Source organism: Burkholderia stabilis (assembly GCF_001742165.1).
GTDB lineage: Bacteria > Pseudomonadota > Gammaproteobacteria > Burkholderiales > Burkholderiaceae > Burkholderia > Burkholderia stabilis.
The window spans coordinates 1,045,940-1,063,162 of the sequence record NZ_CP016442.1 but is presented as its reverse complement, the minus strand read 5'-3'; the positions used below and the strand labels follow the sequence as shown (position 1 = coordinate 1,063,162).

The window sequence follows — 17,223 nt, the reverse complement described above, 5'->3', positions numbered from 1 at the left end:
CGGTCGGTGGTGAGGAATCGGGGCGGTCATGGCGGGAACGGGCATCAGGCCGCGGCTGCGCGCGCGGCGTCGCGGCGGCCGAGCCACGCGTCGACGAGCTGCGCGAAATTGCCGGCGACCTCGTCGACCAGCGCCTGGTCGTCGATCCGGCCGGCGAACCAGTGCGGCGCCGCGTCGGCCCACAGCGTGCGTCCGACCATGAAGCCCTTGACGATCGGGTTGGTCGCCGAGCGGAAGCTGTCGATCAGATATTGCAGCGGCTGGTTCAGCCCGAGGATCACCGCGCCGCGGCAATGAGGATCGCGTTCGGCGACGAGCGCTTCGAGCCGCGACCAGCCGTCGGCGCTCAGCGGCGTGAGCTTCCACCATTCGGGCATCACGCCGAGGTTGTAGAAACGCGCGACCGCGCGCAGCACCGCATCGTCCTCGGTGCCGGCCGGCGTGACCGCGCGCGGCGGAATGACTTCCAGCAGCAGCTCGTTGCCGCTGGCGCGGGTGGCTTCCCACAATTCCAGCACGCGCTGTTCCTGCTCGACGCGCAGGTCGACGTCGTCGTCCGGGTGATAGTGGATGAGGCACTTCACGACCTGTTCGGTCGGCCAGTGCGTGAGCGTCGAGCCGACCGAGCGCGTGTCGTCGAAGCGCAGCGGCCGCGAGCCGGGCAGCTCGACCGGGCGGCCGACCCACCAGCCGCGCCCGGTGGCCGACGCGAGCGCGTCGCTGCCGTATGCGCCGCCGTCGATCAGCACGCCGACGTGGCCTTCGATATGACGATCGCGCTCGACCTGTTCGGCCGCGCGCACGAGCAGGCGCTTGAGCGTCCTGATCCGCGCTTCGTCCGCGCCGGCCTGCACCGCGAGTTCGTAGAACTGGCTGCGATGGTCGAACGCCATCACGCACAGGTCGTCCCATTCGCGGCGCGGCACCGTGACGCGATGCAGGTGCGCGAGCGTGCGGTCGGCGTCGACCACCGGGTTGCGGCTGCCGTCGAACCAGTGCGCGAGCTCGGCCGGCGTCGGCATCGCGGCCGAACATGCGTGGCGCGACACGACGATCGCGCCGCACGCGTTCGCGATGCGCGTCGATTCGGCCCAGTCGAGGCCGCGCAGCAGCCCCGACAGCAGGCCCGACAGGAATGCGTCGCCCGCGCCGAGCACGTTCAGCACTTCGACGCGTTCGCCGAGGAAGGTCGGCGCATCGTCGACGCGCGCGGGGATGTCGCCGTCGATCACGCAGCAGCCGAGCGCGCCGCGCTTGACGACCAGCGTCGCGCCGGTGATGTCGCGCACCGCCTGCAACGACGCGATCAGGTCGTGCGGCACGCCGCCCGCGATCAGGAATTCCTCCTCGGTGCCGACCAGCAGGTCGAACTCGCCGAGCACCTGCTGCAACTGCCGCGTCACCTGCGCGTCCGGCACGTAGCGGTTCTCGCCCGCGCCGCGCGCGGTCAAGCCCCACAGCACGGGCCGGTAGTCGATGTCGAGGATCCGCACGACGCCGTGGCGGCGCGCGTAGCCGAGCGCGGTCAGCGACGCTTCGCGCGTGGCCGGCGTCGACAGATGCGTGCCGGTGATCGCGAGCGCGCGGCAGCCCGCGATGAAGTCCTCGCCGATCTCGTCGGCGCGCACGGCCATGTCCGCGCAGTTCTCGCGCACGAACAGCAGCGGGAAGGTGTCGCGGTCCTTCAGCCCGAGCAGCACCAGCGCGGTGAGGCGCTCGCGGTCGGTCTGCAGCTGGCTCGTGTCGCAGCCTTCGCGCTCGAGCGTCTCGCGCAGGAAGCGGCCCATCTGCTCGTCGCCGACGCGCGAGATCATCGCGGTCTTCAGGCCGAGCCGGGCCACGCCGAACGCGACGTTGCCCGACGAGCCGCCGAGATACATCTGGAAGCTGCGCGCGTCTTCCAGGCGGCTGCCGTACTGCTGCGCATAGAGATCCACGGCGACGCGGCCGAGGCAGGCGAGATCGATGGGGCGGTCACTCGGGAAGTTCAGCAGGCTCATATCACGTGTCACGCTCGCGGCCGGCGTTCGGCGATGCCGGCGGATTAGGGGGCCGGTCCTCGGGCGACTGTCCGCATCTGATGTGCTGCACGACGCGAGACTGCCTGCCACAAGGAATCGGGCTACGGACGCAGTCTAGAATTTTTGGAAATCCAATTCTCTAGGTGAAACCACGTAGAAATAAATTTCCAAATTTTCGAGGAAGTGATCTACAGTTTCATCCGGATGCTTCAGTCCGTATCGGACTCGGCCCGGCGGCGCGCAACGCGCCGTCTTCCGCCCCCGGAGATGAGGAGACAGATTGATCATGAAGACCAAGCTGATGGCCGTCGCGGCCGCCGCGATCCTGGCTGCGCCGCTCGCGCATGCCGAGAAGATCGGCGTGACGATGGCGTCGTTCGACGACACGTTCCTGACCATCCTGCGCAACAGCATCACCGACGCGGCGAAGAAGGACGGCGCGACGGTGCAGATCGAGGACGGCGGCAACGACGTCGGCAAGCAGTTGAGCCAGGTCCAGAACATGATTGCGCAGAAGGTCGACGCGATCATCGTGAACGCGGTCGATACCGACGCGACGCCGAAGATCACCAAGATGGCGACGGCGGCGAAGATCCCGCTCGTCTACGTGAACCGCAAGCCGGTCGATTTCGACAAGCTGCCGGCGGGCGTCGCGGTCGTCGCGTCCGACGAGAAGCAGTCGGGCACGCTGCAGGCGCGCCAGGTGTGCAAGCTGCTCGGCGGCAAGGGCGACCTCCTCGTGCTGATGGGCGAGCTGTCCAACGAATCGGCGCGCGCCCGCACCAAGGACATCGAGGACGTGATCGCGACGAAGGATTGCTCGGGCATGAAGATCGTCGACAAGCGCGAAGGCAAGTGGAGCCGCACGCAGGGCCAGGACATCACGATGAACTGGCTGAGTTCCGGGACGAAGTTCGACGCGATCGTGTCGAACAACGACGAAATGGCGATCGGCGCGATCAACGCGCTGAAAGCCGCGCGCAAGTGGACGCCGAAGACGGTCGTCGCTGGCATCGACGCGACGCCCGACGGCCTGGCTTCGATGAAGAGCGGCGAGCTGAAGGTGTCCGTGTACCAGAACGCGGTCGGACAGGGCGCGCAGTCGGTGGCGGCGGCGCTGAAGCTGGCGAAGAAGCAGCCCGTCGACCGCTACGTGAACGTGCCGTTCGAGCTCGTGACGCCTGAAAACATGAACCAATACGCGAAGCACTGACCGGCTTTTCCGTTGAACTGCGCGAGCCCGGCACGACCGGGTTCGCGCGCGACTGTCGAGGAACGTCCATGTTTACAGCCAGGATCGCGCGCCCGATGGCCGGCGGCGACGCGCCGGCCGCTTCGTCCGGGTCGACCGGATCGTCCGGCCGGGACGGCGCGCCGGCTTCCGCGGCCGACTGTGTGCTCGAGGTGCGCGGGGTCGGCAAGTCCTTTCCCGGCGTCGTCGCGCTCGACGGCGTGCAGTTCCGCGTGCGGCGCGGCACCGTTCATGCGCTGATGGGCGAGAACGGCGCGGGCAAGTCGACGCTGATGAAGATCATCGCGGGCGTCTACACGCCCGACCAGGGCGAAATCCTGATCAACGGCGAACCGGTCGTGCTGACCGGCCCGCTCGATGCGCTCGACCGCGGGATCGCGATGATCCATCAGGAGCTCAACCTGATGCCGTACATGACGGTCGCGGAGAACATCTGGATTCGCCGCGAACCGAAGAACCGCTTCGGCCTGATCGATCACGCGGAGCTGCGCCGCCGCACGGCCGCGCTGTTCGAGCGGCTGTCGATCGACATCGATCCCGAAACCGACGTGCGCACGCTGACGGTGGCGAGCCGGCAGATGGTCGAGATCGCGAAGGCCGTGTCGTTCGACTCGGACGTGCTGATCATGGACGAGCCGACGTCGGCGCTGACCGACAAGGAAGTCACGCACCTGTTCCGGATCATTCGCCAGCTGCGCGAGCAGGGCAAGGGCATCGTCTACATCACGCACAAGATGAACGAGCTGTTCGAGATCGCCGACGAGTTTTCGGTGTTCCGCGACGGCAAGTACATCGGCACGCATGCGTCGAGCGACGTCACGCGCGACGACATCATCCGCATGATGGTCGGGCGCGAGATCACGCAGATGTTCCCGAAAGAGGACGTGCCGATCGGCGAGGTCGTGCTGTCGGTGAAGGACCTCGGCGTCGCGGGCGTGTTTCGCGACGTGAGCTTCGAGCTGCGCGCGGGGGAGATCCTCGGCGTCGCGGGCCTCGTCGGCTCGGGGCGCTCGAACGTCGCGGAGGCGCTGTTCGGCGTCGTGCCGGCCACGTCGGGCGAGATCCGGATCGACGGCAAGCCGGTGCGGATCACGACGCCCGCGCAGGCGATGAAGCACGGGATGGCATTCCTGACCGAAGACCGCAAGGACACCGGCTGCTTCCTGAATCTCGACCTGCTCGCGAACATGGAAGCGGCCGTGCTCAGCAACCGCTACGTGAAGTTCAACTTCGTGCAGCACGCGCAGTTGAAACGCGACTGCGAGGAAATGAGCCGGATGCTGCGCGTGAAGACGCCCGGGCTGCACGAGGAGATCCAGAACCTGTCGGGCGGCAACCAGCAGAAGGTGCTGATCGGCCGCTGGCTGCTCACGCAGCCGCGCATCCTGATCCTCGACGAACCGACGCGCGGCATCGACGTCGGCGCGAAGGCCGAGATTCACCGGCTCGTCAGCGCGCTCGCCGGCAAGGGCGTCGCGGTGCTGATGATCTCGTCGGAGATGCCGGAGGTGCTGGGCATGAGCGACCGCGTGATGGTGATGCACGAAGGGCGCATGACCGGCATCGTCGATCGCAAGGACGCCGACCAGGTCCGCATCATGGATCTCGCGTCGCGCTGAGCCGCAACAAGCATGGAGACAACTGAAATGGGCAACCTGAATCCGGTCGCGGACGCGCAGACCATGACAATCAAGGCGCGGCACACGAAATGGCCGCCCGAGCTGAGCATCTTTCTCGTGCTGGTCGGCATCAGCCTGTTCTTCGAGATCGTCGGGTGGATCGTCGTCGGGCAGAGCTTCCTGTTCAACGCCGAGCGGCTCGAGATCATCGTGCTGCAGATGGCCGTGATCGGCATCATCGCGGTCGGCGTGAACCTCGTGATCATCACCAGCGGGATCGATTTGTCGTCGGGGTCGGTCGTGGCGGCGGCGGCCGTCGTGTCGGCGAGCCTCGCGCAGGTGTCCGATTTCCCGCGCGCGGTGTTTCCGCACCTGACCGATCTGCCGATCATCTGGCCGGTGCTGGCCGGCGTGTGCGTCGGGCTGCTGGTCGGCCTGCTGAACGGTTCGCTGATCGCGATGACGGGCATCCCGCCGTTCATCGCGACGCTCGGCACGATGGTGGCCGCGCGCGGCTTCGCGAAGTGGTTCACCAACGGGATGCCGGTGTCGATGCTGACCGACCAGTTCGCGGCCATCGGCGCAGGCGCCAATCCGGTGGTCATCTTTCTCGTGATCGCCGCGATCTTCCACGTCGTGCTGCGCTATACGCGCTTCGGCAAGTACACATACGCGATCGGCGCGAACCGTCACGCAGCCGTCGTGTCGGGCATCAACGTCACGCGCCACCTGATCTTCGTCTATGCGATCGCGGGCCTGCTGAGCGGGATCGCCGGCACCGTGACGGCCGCGCGCGCGATCTCCGGCCAGTCGGGCATGGGCGTGATGTACGAGCTCGATGCGATCGCGGCGGTCGTGATCGGCGGCACGTCGCTGTCGGGCGGCCTCGGCCGCGTGACGGGCACCGTGATCGGCGTGCTGATCCTCGGCGTGATGACGTCGGGCTTCACGTTCATCCGCATCGACGCGTATTACCAGGAGATGGTGAAGGGCGCGATCATCGTCGCGGCCGTGATCGCCGATCAGTATCGCAACAAGAAGACGCGCCGCTGAGCGCCCGCGTCCGACCGGAACCCGAATGCGTGAAGGAAGCCTGATGAAGATCGCGCTGGACCCCTACATGATTCGCCATCTGCCGCTCGACCGGCTGCCGCACGCGGTGGCCGAGCTCGGCTACGACCAGATCGAGCTGTCGCCGCGCAGCGACTTTCTCGACTGGTGGGTGATGCCGCGCGCGACGCGCGAGCGCATGGCCGCGTTCCGCCAGGCGATGCGCGCGAGCGGCGTCGGCCTCGCGTCGCTGCAGCCGATGTACCGCTGGGCGAGTCCGTTCGAGGACGAGCGGTTATGGGCCGTGCGCTGCTGGAAGAAGGCGATCGAGGTGGCGCTCGAGATGGAGTGCGCGCTGATGGTGTCGGAGTTCGGGCGCGGCGCGTCGCCGGAGCGCTCGGTCGGCGAGCGGCCGGGCGCGAACCCGAAGGAGCTGTGCGAAGCCGCGTGGTTTCGCTCGATGGATGAGCTGCTGCCGATCCTCGAGCGCGAGCGCATTGTGCTGTCGGTCGAGCCGCATCCGGAGGACTGGATCGAGCAGCTGCAGCCGGCGATCGACATCGTGACGAACCTCGGCTCGCCGTCGCTGAAGCTGTCGTATATCGCGCCGCACACGTTCTACTACGGCGACGACATGGCCGCGATGATCGCGCAGGCCGCGCTGATTCTCGCGCACGTGCGCGTGGCCGACACCTTCGACCACCGCAAGAGCAGCCAGCTGCGCTACATCGTGAACCCGCCGGGCTCGAACCAGATCCGCGTGCACCAGCATCTCGACATCGGGCAGGGCGAGATCGACTGGGACGTGTTTTTCCGCGCGCTCGGCACCGCGGGTTTCGACGGCGTGATGTCGTCGTGCGTGTTCGCGTGGGAGGACCGTGCGGAAGCGTCGTCGCGCTACATGCGCGACACGATCCGGCGCTACGTCGATCGCCATTTCGATCGCGCGGCGCGCTGACTGATTGCTGACCGGCGCGGCACGGGCCGCGCCGCTGATGAACGACTGGAGACTTTCAGATGACCTTGCAAATCGGCGTGATCGGCTGCGGCGCGATCGGCCAGGACCACATTCGCAGACTGACCCGCACGCTGTCCGGCGCGCGCGTCGTGGCCGTCAACGACATCGATCCGCAGCAGGCGCGCGACGCGGTGACGAAGGCTGGGCTCGACGCCGAGATTTACGGCGACGGCCACGAAGTGGTCGCGGCCGCCGACGTGCAGGCCGTGCTCGTCACGTCGTGGGGGCCGACACACGAAGCGTTCGTGCTCGACGCGATCGCGCACGGCAAGCCGGTGTTCTGCGAGAAGCCGCTCGCCGTCACGGCCGACGGCTGCATGCGGATCGTCGAGGCGGAAGTCGCGCATGGCCGCCGGCTCGTGCAGGTCGGCTTCATGCGGCCCTACGACGAAGGCTATCGCGCGCTGAAGCGCGTGATCGACAGCGGCGAGATCGGCGCGCCGCTGATGCTGCATTGCGCGCACCGCAACCAGTCGGTCGGCGAGCGCTACACGACCGACATGGCGATCACCGACACGCTGATCCACGAACTCGACGTGCTGCGCTGGCTGCTCGGCGAGGACTACACGAGTGCGCAGGTCGTCTATCCGAAGAAGACGCGCCATGCATCCGCGCATCTCGCCGATCCGCAGATCGTGCTGCTGGAAACCGCGAGCGGCGTGCGCATCGACGTCGAGATCTTCGTCAACTGCCAGTACGGCTACGACATCCAGTGCGAGGTGGTCGGCGAGCAGGGCATCGCGAAGCTGCCCGATCCGCCGGCCGTGGGGCTCAAGCACGCGGCGCGGCAGTCGGTCGAGATCATGACCGACTGGAAGGAGCGTTTCATCGCGTCGTACGACGTCGAGCTGCAGGCGTTCATCGACGGCGTGCGGCAGGGGGCGCTCACCGGGCCGTCCGCGTGGGACGGTTATGCGGCGGCGGTCGCGGCCGACGCGTGCGTGCACGCGCAAAAGAGCGGCGCGGTCGAGCCGATCGCGATGGCCGAGCGCCCCGCGTTCTATCGCGGCTGAACCGTGGCCGCCTTCCTGCCGGACTGACCGACATGACGATGAAGATGGGTTGCGCACCCTGCTGCTGGGGCGTCGACGACGTGAAGAACCCGCACCTGCCGCCGTGGCGGCAGGTGCTCGCCGAAGCGGCGCAGGCCGGGTACTCGGGCATCGAGCTCGGGCCGTACGGCTATATCCCGCTCGAACTCGACGTGGTGAGCGCCGAGCTCGAGCGGCAGCGCCTGAGCATCACCGCCGGCACGATCTTCGACGATCTCGTATCGCCGGAGAACCTGCCGAACCTGCTGCGCCAGACGCGCGAAATCTGCGCGCTGATCACGCGGCTGCCGAAGCTGCCGACGCAGCACGGGCAGCGCTACGCGGCGCCGTACCTGGTCGTGATGGACTGGGGGCACGACGAGCGCGACTATGCGGCCGGCCATGCCGATCGTGCGCCGCGCTTGTCGGACGAACGCTGGGTGCGCATGGTCGACCACATCCGTCAGATCGCGACGATCGCGCGCGACGAATTCGGCGTGCGCGCGGTGATCCATCCGCATGCGGGCGGCTACATCGAGTTTGCCGACGAGATCGACCGGATCGTCGCCGATATCACGGCCGACACGGTCGGCCTGTGCCTCGACACGGGCCACCTGCATTACTCGGGCATGGACCCGGAGACGTGGCTGCGCCGCCATGCGGCGCGTCTCGACTACGTGCATTTCAAGGACATCGACGCGGCCGTGTACGACGCGGTGATGGGCGAGCACATCGCGTTCTTCGCCGCGTGCGCGCGCGGCGTGATGTGCCCGATCGGCAAGGGGGTGCTCGACTACCCGTCGATCCGGCGCGCACTCGACGACATCGGCTACGCCGGCTATATCACGATCGAGCAGGAACGCGATCCGCGCCATGCGGGCACGAGCCTGCGCGATGTCGCCGCGAGCCGCGCGTTTCTCGCGTCGGCCGGCTTCGCTTGACGCTTTGACGACGAACCAGGACCACCACCATCATGATTGACGGACAGATTCTGCTTGGACACTCGATTCGCTGGGGCATGGTCGGCGGCGGGCTCGGCAGCCAGATCGGCTACAGCCACCGCTCGGCCGCATTGCGCGACGGCAGCTTCCAGCTGGTCGCCGGCGCGTTCGACATCGATCCCGAGCGCGGCCGCCAGTTCGGCGTGAAGCTCGGCGTCGCGGCGGATCGCTGCTATCCCGACTACGCGACGATGTTCGACGCCGAGGCGCGCCGCCCGGACGGCATTCGCGCGGTGTCGATCGCGACGCCGAACAACACGCACTTCGAGATCTGCCGCGCCGCGCTGAATGCGGGGCTGCACGTGGTCTGCGAGAAGCCGCTGTGCTTCACGACCGAGGAGGCCGAGGCGTTGCAGCGGCTGTCGGTCGAGAAGAACCGGATCGTCGGCGTCGCGTACGGCTACTCGGGGCACCAGATGATCGAACAGGCGCGCGAGATGATCGCGCGCGGCGATCTCGGCGAGATCCGCATCGTGCAGATGCAGTTCGCGCACGGGTTCCACAGCGAGGGCGTCGAGGCCGCGAGCGCGGCCGCGCGCTGGCGCGTCGATCCGAAGTTCGCGGGCCCGAGCTACGTGCTCGGCGATATCGGTACGCATCCGCTGTACATCTCCGAGGTGATGGCGCCCGAGCTGAAGATTCGCCGGCTGATGTGTTCGCGGCAGAGCTTCGTGAAGAGCCGCGCGCCGCTCGAGGACAACGCGTTCACGATCATGGAATACGACACGGGCGCGGTCGGTTACGTGTGGTCGAGCGCGGTGAACGCGGGCTCGATGCACAGCCAGAAGGTGAGGGTGATCGGCTCGAAGGCGAGCGTCGAATGGTGGGACGAGCATCCGAACCAGTTGCGCTACGAAGTGCAGGGGCAGCCCGCACAGGTGCTCGACCGCGGGATGGGCTATCTGCATCCGCATGCATTGCGCGAAGATCGCATCGGCGCAGGGCATCCGGAAGGGTTGTTCGAGGCGTGGTCGAATCTTTACGCGCGTTTCGCGCTTGCGATGGACGCGGCCGATCGCGGCGACACCGCGGCGCTGAAGAACATCCGCTATCCGGACGTCCACGCGGGCGTCGAGGGCGTTCGGTGGGTCGAGAACTGCGTGCGTTCCGCCGACGCGGGCGGCGTGTGGATCGACTATCGCTGAGTCGGGCGCGACAGGCCGGCTGCGCGCCCGCTGTGCATCGCTGCGCACCGGCCGCCGGCGTCGGCGCACTCGGTAGACACCCTAATCTTTACGACGCCCCGAGAGCGTTGGACAATCGCTTCCAGTCTTGCCGTGGAGCGTGTGCAAGTGATGATCGAGCGCGTGGGAGCGACACGTGCGGCACGGGCCGTGCCGCAAACGTGATTAAATTCGCCCTTCATGCATGTATCCAGGTGAGTCCCGGGCCGCGTCCGTCCGCATCGCGCGCGCATCGGGGCCGTCAACTTCGCGCTATCCGATGAGTTCATCCGAGAAACCTCCCGCCACCGTCGAGCAGTTCCTGCAGCATCTGACGCAGGAATACGAGGGCCTCAGCAATCGCCTGAAGGTCATTGCGCGCCACGTGGAAACGCATCGGGACCAGCTTGGGCTGGAAGGCATCCAGTCGCTCGCGGAGGCCTGCGGCGTGCAACCGTCGGCGGTGGTGCGCTTCGCGAAGCATTTCGGCTTCTCCGGTTTCTCCGAGATGCAGCGGTTGTTCCGCGAAGGGCTCGCGCAGCAGATCGCGCCCGGGCGCGCGTACAACCTGCGGCTGCGCGACGTGATCGAATCGGGCTCGTCGAGCCTGCAGCCCGAACAGATCGCCGACGAATTCATCAAGGGCAGCATTGCCGGGATGCAGCAGCTGCGGCAGACGCTCGACCCGCAGGCGCTCGCGCAGGCCGTGGACCTGCTCGCCCAGACGCAGGCGATCTGGATCGCGGGCTCGCGGCGCGCGTTTCCGATCGCGGTGTATCTCGACTATGCGCTGCAGCACACCGACAAGCGCATCGGGCTGTTCAGCGCGCTCGGCAGCATGCATCTCGGGCAGATCCGGTCGGTGCGCGAGGGCGACGTGATGATCGTCATCTCGTTCATGCCGTATGCGGAAGAAACGGTGCAGGTCGCGCAGCAGGCCGTGCAGCGCGGCGCGCGCCTGATCGCGATCACCGACAGCCGGATGAGCCCGCTCGCGCGGGAGGCCGAGGTGACGCTGATGGTGCAGGACAGCGAGACGTTCGGCTTCCGCGCGCTGACGGCCACGATGGGCCTCGCGCAGAGCCTGTTCGTCGCGCTCGCGTACCGGCTCGAGCTGTCGTACCTGCCGACCGCCGACGGCGCGCACGGTACGAAAGCCGGCTGACGCATTCTGCCGGCGTACCGCCCGCGATACTCGGCGGGCGGTGCGCCGGCCGGCTTACTTCGCGGTCGGCATCGCGAATTCGGCGCCCTTGCCGATGCTCGACGACCAGCGCTGCATCACCGACTTCTGGCGCGTGTAGAAGCGCACGCCTTCCTCGCCGTACGCGTGCATGTCGCCGAAAAGGCTCTTCTTCCAGCCGCCGAAGCCGTGCCATGCCATCGGCACCGGAATCGGCACGTTGATGCCGACCATCCCGACCTGGATGCGCCGCGCGAATTCGCGCGCGATGCCGCCGTCGCTCGTGAAGCACGACACGCCGTTGCCGAACTCGTGCGCGTTGATCAGGTCGACCGCTTCGCCGAAATCCTTCACGCGTACGCAGCCGAGCACGGGCCCGAAGATTTCTTCCTTGTAGATCCGCATCTCGGGCGTCACGTGGTCGAACAGCGTGCCGCCGGTGAAGAAGCCCGCCTCGCGGCCCGGCACGCGCAGGCCGCGGCCGTCGACCACCAGTTGCGCGCCTTCGCTCACGCCTTGCTCGATATAGCCTTCGATGCGCTTCAGCGCTTCGCCGGTGACGATCGGGCCCATCTCGACTTCCGGCGACATGCCGTCGCCGATCACCAGCTTGCGCGCGCGTTCGGCGACCGCCGGCACGATCTTGTCGGCGACGTCGCCGACCAGCACCGCGACGCTGATCGCCATGCAGCGTTCGCCGGCCGAGCCGTACGCCGCGCCGATCAGCGCGTCGACGGCCTGCTCGATGTTCGCATCGGGCATCACGACGAGATGGTTCTTCGCGCCGCCGAGCGCCTGCACGCGCTTGCCCGACTGCACCGCGCGTTGCTGCACGTAGGCCGCGATCGGCGTCGAGCCGACGAAGCTGACGGCCTGCACGTCGGGGTGGTCGAGCAGTGCGTCGACCGCGCCCTTGTCGCCCTGCACGACGTTGAACACACCGGCCGGCAGGCCGGCCTGCGTGAGCAGGTCGGCGATGAACAGCGCCGCCGACGGGTCACGCTCGCTCGGCTTCAGCACGAACGTGTTGCCCGTCGCGATCGCGACCGGGAACATCCAGCACGGCACCATGCACGGGAAGTTGAACGGCGTGATGCCCGCGACGACGCCGAGCGGCTGGCGCATCGTCCAGTTGTCGATGCCGGTGCTGACCTGGTCGGTGAAATCGCCCTTCAGCAGTTGCGGCACGCCGCAGGCGAATTCGATGATGTCGATGCCGCGCGCGACTTCACCTTGCGCATCGGAGAACACCTTGCCGTGCTCGGCCGTAATGATGGCCGCGAGCGTGTCGCGGTGCTCGTTCATCAGTTGCAGGAAGCGGTGCAGCACGCGCGCGCGGCGGATCGGCGGCGTCGCGGCCCAGGCCGGGAATGCGGCGTTGGCGGAGGCGACGGCCTGCTGCACTTCGTCGTGATCGGCGAGCGCGACGCGGCGCACCGCCCGCCCGAGCGCGGGATTGAGGACGTCCTGGAAGCGGCCGCTGCGGCCGGCGACGGGCGCGCCGTCGACATAGTGGCCGACGTCGGCGTCGGACGTGTAAGCGGGAACCGGATTCATCGTGTCTCCTGGGGATGGGGGATGGATGGAAGCTAGTCTAGGGAAACCGGCGGGGCGGGAGAAGGCCGCGAAACTTGATTCACTGTTCAGAATTCTGAATAATCGGTGGATGAATCAGCAAAATGTCCAGGCGCTCTGGCCGCATATCCATTCGCTGACGGTGCTGGCCGCGGCCGGCAGTTTCACGGCCGCCGCGCAGCGGCTCGGCATCAGCAAGGCCGCGATGAGCCAGCGCATCGCCGATCTCGAAAAGGCCGCCGGCGTGCCGCTCGTGCGCCGCACGACGCGCAGCGTGCGGCTCACCGATGCGGGCCAGACGCTCGTCGACAGCACGCGCGACGCGTTCGAGTCGATCGGGCAGCATTTCGCGCGCGTGAAGGATCTGGCCGGCGAGCCGCGCGGGCTGCTGCGCGTGACGGCGCCGGTCGCGCTCGGGCGCCAGCAGGTCGTGCCGCACCTGCCCGATTTCCTGCGGCAGCATCCGGGCGTGCACATCGAGCTCGACCTGTCGGACCGGCTGCACTCGCTGACGCAGGAGGGCTTCGACCTCGCGATCCGGCACACGACCACCGCGCCGCAGACCCACGTCGCGTGGAAGCTGTGCGATACACGCTCGCTGCTGGTTGCGAGCCGTGACTACCTCGACGCGCGCGGCGCGCCGCGGCACCCGAGCGAACTCGTCGATCACAGCTGCCTGTGCTACCTGCGCGACAACGAGCCGGCTGCCTGGAGCTTCGAGCCGGACGGCCGGCGGCGCCAGCGCGTGAGCGTGCCGGTGCGCGGCAGTTTCGCGGCGAACAACAGCGAGGCGATGCGCGAGGCCGCGCTCGGCGGGCTCGGCATCGCGCTGCTGCCCGATTTCAGCGCGCGGCGTGATCTCGACGCCGGCCGGCTCGTCGCGCTGCTCGACGGCTGGCGGCCGTCGGGCGCGTTCGGCGATCACATTTTCGCGATCCGCCCGTACAGCCCGGTCGTGCCGAGCGCGGTGCGCGCGCTGGTGCGGCACCTGCGCGAACGGCTCGCGGGCGGCTTCTCCGGCGCGTGAGGCCGGCGCCCGCGGGCGCCGGGCCGCGGGCCGCCCGGGCGGGGGCGGCGTCGCTGCGGTAAAATCGCGGCTTACCCCCGCGCCTCGTGTGGCGCGTCATTCGAAGGTCGACAGCCGATGCAGATTCACAAGGAAGTGGACGCGCGCGGGCTCAATTGCCCGTTGCCGATCCTGCGTGCCAAGAAAGCGCTTGCCGATATGGAAAGCGGGCAGATTCTCAAGGTGCTCGCGACCGATCCCGGCTCGCAGCGCGATTTCGCCGCGTTCGCGAAGCAAACGGGCAACGAGATCGTCGAATCGACGACGCAGGACAAGACCTTCGTGTTCCTGATGCGCCGCCGCTGACGGCCCGCATCGCGCGCCGGCCCGGGCCGGTTGCGCCTCTGACAATTCTTAAACCTCACTTCGTTACCGGCTGCGTATACTGACCCGGCCGGTCGTCCGCGCTCAGCGGAGGCGCCGGCCACGGTACGTCTACGGCGGGCACGGGGGCCATGCCTGACGCTACCGTCGTACAACGGGGAGAGGACATGTCCTTCAGACCAGGGACGATTCGAAGTCCGTCCGGAGCGGAATGCATTGCGCCGTCGCGCACGTCGGGATTGAGCCGGATCGAGCTCGACCCGCAACAGGACCGCCATGCGCGTGCCGCGCTGGAGGCCTACGCGGATTCTGCCGCGGCCGAGATGCCGTGGCTGGCGGAGTGGCTCGACGAACGGCTGCGCGATGCCGCGCAGGACGACGGCTCGGGCCTGACCTACTGCGGTGCGACGATCGAGCGCGTGTTCGATCTGGCGCAGGCGTGGGCGGCGGGCCAGCCCGACTACGCGGCGACCGCGTGGGAACGCGTGCGCGGCCAGTTGCAGCGGATGCTCGCGCAACCGGCGCTGTCGGCGCGCGTGCCTGCAGACGATTTCGCCGAGCCGGTGGCCGGCATTGCGGGTGCCGACTAGGCGTCCGATTGCGCGACAGGAAGGATTATTCGAAAAAGGACGGTAGTCCGCGCAATTTCTTGGCGAATTTCATACTACTATGATGAAATCGCCGGTTCGTCCGTGCCCCGTTTTTGAGATATTTTGCCGGGGTCGCCGGTTTGCGCAGATGGCGCGAGCGGCGAACGATGGCTCGCCGGCCGGTATCCGGAAGCCGCGTGCATGCTGCGCGGCGGGAGTGGCGCGGGGAGTTGAACTGGACGAATCGATTTCGATTTGCGGGGTGCTATGAGAATTGCTGTACTGGATGACGATCCGGCCCAGACGGATTTCGTCAGTCAAACGCTGACGGCCGTTGGCCATACGTGCTATGCGTTCAAGGAAGGCAAGGCCCTGAAGAAGCGTCTGCAGCGCGAGACGTTCGATCTGCTGGTGCTCGACTGGAACGTGCCCGACATGTCCGGCGAGGAAGTGCTGAAGTGGGTGCGCGCCAATCAGACCGAGCACAGCCTGCCGATCATCTTCATGACGAGCCGCGACGACGAGGCGGGGATCACGCAGATCCTCAACGCCGGCGCCGACGATTACGTGGTCAAGCCCGTGTCGGGCCCGATCCTGCGCGCGCGCATCGGTTCGCTGCTGCGCCGCGCGTATCCGGTCAACGCCGAGGCGAGCGTTCGCGAATTCGACCAGTTCCGTTTCGACGTGAACCTGAAGCAGGCGTACGTCGGCGACAAGGCCGTGAGCCTCACGCAGAAGGAATTCGAGCTCGCGCTGCTGCTGTTCCAGCACCTCGACCGGCCGCTGTCGCGCGCGCACATTCTCGATCTCGTGTGGAAGCAGGCGACCGACATCCCGTCGCGCACGATGGATACGCACATTTCGATGCTGCGTACCAAGCTCGGCCTGCGGCCCGAAAACGGCTATCGCCTCGCGCCGATCTACGGTTACGGCTACCGGCTCGAGCGGGTCGGCCAGGGGGAGCCGGAGTGACCGCGGCAATCACGCAGCGCACGGCGAACCTGCGTACGGCCGCGCTGCGCGCGGCGTGCGCAGTCGCATTTGCGTTCACCGCCCAGCACGCGGTGGCGCAGCCGCCCGCCGCGGCCGGCAAGATGGTCGTCTATCGCACGCAGGCCGGCGACACGCTGTACGACGTCGCCGCGCGCTACCTGCAGGGCGCGGACGACTGGCAACTGCTCCAGCAGATCAACGGCGTGCCCGCGCCGAAGCACCTGCAGCCCGGCGTCGCGCTGAAGCTGCCGGTCGCGCGCCTGCGCAAGGAAAAGCTGACCGCGCGTGTCGTTGCGGTGCAGGGCACGGCCGAACGCGCGTCCGGCGGCGCCTATGCGCCGCTCGCGGACGATGCGACGCTCGCCGAGGGCGACCGCGTGCGCACGGGCGCGAACGGCTTCGTGACGCTCGAGCTCGCCGATGGCACGCACATGAGCCTGCCGCCCGACAGCCAGCTCGACCTGAAGTCGATGCGCCGCACCGTGCTGACCGGCACGCTCGATCGCGAGTTCGAACTCACGCGCGGCTCGGTCGACAGCGAAGTCACCCATCTGAAAAAACGCGACGACCGCTTCCAGATTCGCTCGCCGTCGGTCGTGGCCGGCGTGCGCGGCACGCGCTTTCGCGTGAACTACGATGCGTCCGGCAATGCGTCGACGCGCGTCGAAGTGCTCGACGGCACGGTCGGTGTCGCGGGCGGCCGTCAGCAGGCCAGCCCGACGCTCGTGCATGCGAACTTCGGCAGCGTCTCGACGTCGTCGGGCGCGGTCGGCGCGCCGGTCGAGCTGCTGCCCGCACCGGCGCTCGCGCATCCCGACAAGGTGCAGGACGAGCCCGACGTCGCGTTCGACCTTGCCCCGCTCGCGCAGGCGCATGCGTACCACTTGCAACTCGCGCACGACGCGGGGCTGCTCGACCTGTTCCGCGAAACGCGTACCGATTCGCCGCGCGCGGTGTTCCGCGACGTACCGAACGGGAATTACTTCGTGCGGGTCGCCGCGATCGATGCCAACGGCCTCGAAGGGCTGCCGCGCACCTATGCGTTCGAGCGCCGCGTGATGGGGCTCGACGCGAGCGCGTCGCCGGGCGCGGGCGGTTACGAGTTCCGCTGGTCGCCGAACGGTTCGGGCAAGGGTGCGCGCTACCGGTTCGTGCTGTCGCGCTCGAAGGACCTGAGCGCGCCGGTCGTCGATCAGGTCGGCCTGCACGCGCGCAAGATCACCGTCGCGCATCTGCCGCCGGGCGACTATTTCTGGGCCGTGACCGTCGAGGAGTTCGAAGGCGGCAAGTTCTACGAGAAGACCAGTCCGGTCAGCGCGTTCACGTTGTCGCGCTGA

At 67.9% G+C, this 17,223-nt stretch carries 15 protein-coding genes; 13 read left to right on the top strand and 2 right to left on the bottom strand.

The window, feature by feature from the left end:
- Window positions 1-44 precede the first annotated feature (44 nt).
- The gene (locus BBJ41_RS04975) at window positions 45-2,000 is read right to left on the bottom strand and encodes a bifunctional 5-dehydro-2-deoxygluconokinase/5-dehydro-2-deoxyphosphogluconate aldolase (RefSeq protein WP_069745566.1); all 1,956 of its coding nucleotides are present in this window, start codon (window positions 1,998-2,000) and stop codon (window positions 45-47) included.
- A gap of 307 nt (window positions 2,001-2,307) precedes the next feature.
- On the opposite strand from BBJ41_RS04975, the gene BBJ41_RS04970 reads away from it, so the two are divergent.
- From BBJ41_RS04970 to BBJ41_RS04935, 8 genes are all read left to right on the top strand, one after another.
- Window positions 2,308-3,234, top strand: coding sequence for a sugar ABC transporter substrate-binding protein (locus BBJ41_RS04970; RefSeq protein ID WP_069745565.1), 927 nt, complete (start codon window positions 2,308-2,310; stop codon window positions 3,232-3,234).
- A 68-nt stretch (window positions 3,235-3,302) separates the two neighbouring features.
- Window positions 3,303-4,892 carry a sugar ABC transporter ATP-binding protein gene (locus BBJ41_RS04965; RefSeq protein WP_069745564.1) on the top strand — a complete coding sequence of 530 codons (1,590 nt, stop codon included), beginning with the start codon at window positions 3,303-3,305 and terminating at the stop codon, window positions 4,890-4,892.
- A 27-nt stretch (window positions 4,893-4,919) separates the two neighbouring features.
- Entirely contained in the window at window positions 4,920-5,945 is a 1,026-nt protein-coding gene (locus BBJ41_RS04960) for an ABC transporter permease (protein ID WP_069745563.1), read from the top strand.
- Window positions 5,946-5,988: 43 nt separating this feature from the next.
- Window positions 5,989-6,900, top strand: coding sequence for a sugar phosphate isomerase/epimerase family protein (locus BBJ41_RS04955; protein ID WP_069745562.1), 912 nt, complete (start codon window positions 5,989-5,991; stop codon window positions 6,898-6,900).
- 59 nt (window positions 6,901-6,959) lie between these two features.
- The gene (gene iolG / locus BBJ41_RS04950; RefSeq protein WP_069745561.1) at window positions 6,960-7,973 is read left to right on the top strand and encodes a bifunctional inositol 2-dehydrogenase/D-chiro-inositol 1-dehydrogenase; all 1,014 of its coding nucleotides are present in this window, start codon (window positions 6,960-6,962) and stop codon (window positions 7,971-7,973) included.
- 32 nt (window positions 7,974-8,005) lie between these two features.
- A complete protein-coding gene (locus BBJ41_RS04945) occupies window positions 8,006-8,932 on the top strand; it encodes a TIM barrel protein (protein ID WP_069745560.1) in 927 nt (308 codons plus the stop codon).
- A 32-nt stretch (window positions 8,933-8,964) separates the two neighbouring features.
- A complete protein-coding gene (locus BBJ41_RS04940; RefSeq protein WP_069745559.1) occupies window positions 8,965-10,137 on the top strand; it encodes a Gfo/Idh/MocA family protein in 1,173 nt (390 codons plus the stop codon).
- Between the two features lie 298 nt (window positions 10,138-10,435).
- Window positions 10,436-11,320 carry a MurR/RpiR family transcriptional regulator gene (locus BBJ41_RS04935; RefSeq protein WP_069745558.1) on the top strand — a complete coding sequence of 295 codons (885 nt, stop codon included), beginning with the start codon at window positions 10,436-10,438 and terminating at the stop codon, window positions 11,318-11,320.
- A gap of 54 nt (window positions 11,321-11,374) precedes the next feature.
- Here BBJ41_RS04935 and BBJ41_RS04930 read toward each other — a convergent pair whose 3' ends face one another.
- Window positions 11,375-12,895: a CoA-acylating methylmalonate-semialdehyde dehydrogenase gene (locus tag BBJ41_RS04930; protein ID WP_069745557.1), complete on the bottom strand. Its 1,521-nt coding sequence runs from the start codon at window positions 12,893-12,895 to the stop codon at window positions 11,375-11,377.
- A 109-nt stretch (window positions 12,896-13,004) separates the two neighbouring features.
- Here BBJ41_RS04930 and BBJ41_RS04925 point away from each other — a divergent pair, with 109 nt between their 5' ends.
- The 5 genes from BBJ41_RS04925 (at window position 13,005) to BBJ41_RS04905 (ending at window position 17,223) form a co-directional block, all read left to right on the top strand.
- Complete coding sequence (locus BBJ41_RS04925) at window positions 13,005-13,940, top strand: LysR family transcriptional regulator (RefSeq protein ID WP_065500209.1); 936 nt, start codon at window positions 13,005-13,007, stop codon at window positions 13,938-13,940.
- A gap of 117 nt (window positions 13,941-14,057) precedes the next feature.
- Window positions 14,058-14,285, top strand: a complete 228-nt coding sequence (locus tag BBJ41_RS04920; protein WP_006402122.1) for a sulfurtransferase TusA family protein — start codon at window positions 14,058-14,060, stop codon at window positions 14,283-14,285.
- A 185-nt stretch (window positions 14,286-14,470) separates the two neighbouring features.
- The gene (locus BBJ41_RS04915) at window positions 14,471-14,893 is read left to right on the top strand and encodes a peptidase (protein ID WP_069745556.1); all 423 of its coding nucleotides are present in this window, start codon (window positions 14,471-14,473) and stop codon (window positions 14,891-14,893) included.
- A gap of 267 nt (window positions 14,894-15,160) precedes the next feature.
- A complete protein-coding gene (locus BBJ41_RS04910; protein WP_069745555.1) occupies window positions 15,161-15,865 on the top strand; it encodes a response regulator transcription factor in 705 nt (234 codons plus the stop codon).
- The gene (locus BBJ41_RS04905; RefSeq protein ID WP_069745554.1) at window positions 15,862-17,223 is read left to right on the top strand and encodes a FecR family protein; all 1,362 of its coding nucleotides are present in this window, start codon (window positions 15,862-15,864) and stop codon (window positions 17,221-17,223) included. Before BBJ41_RS04910 ends, BBJ41_RS04905 begins: the two co-directional genes overlap by 4 nt.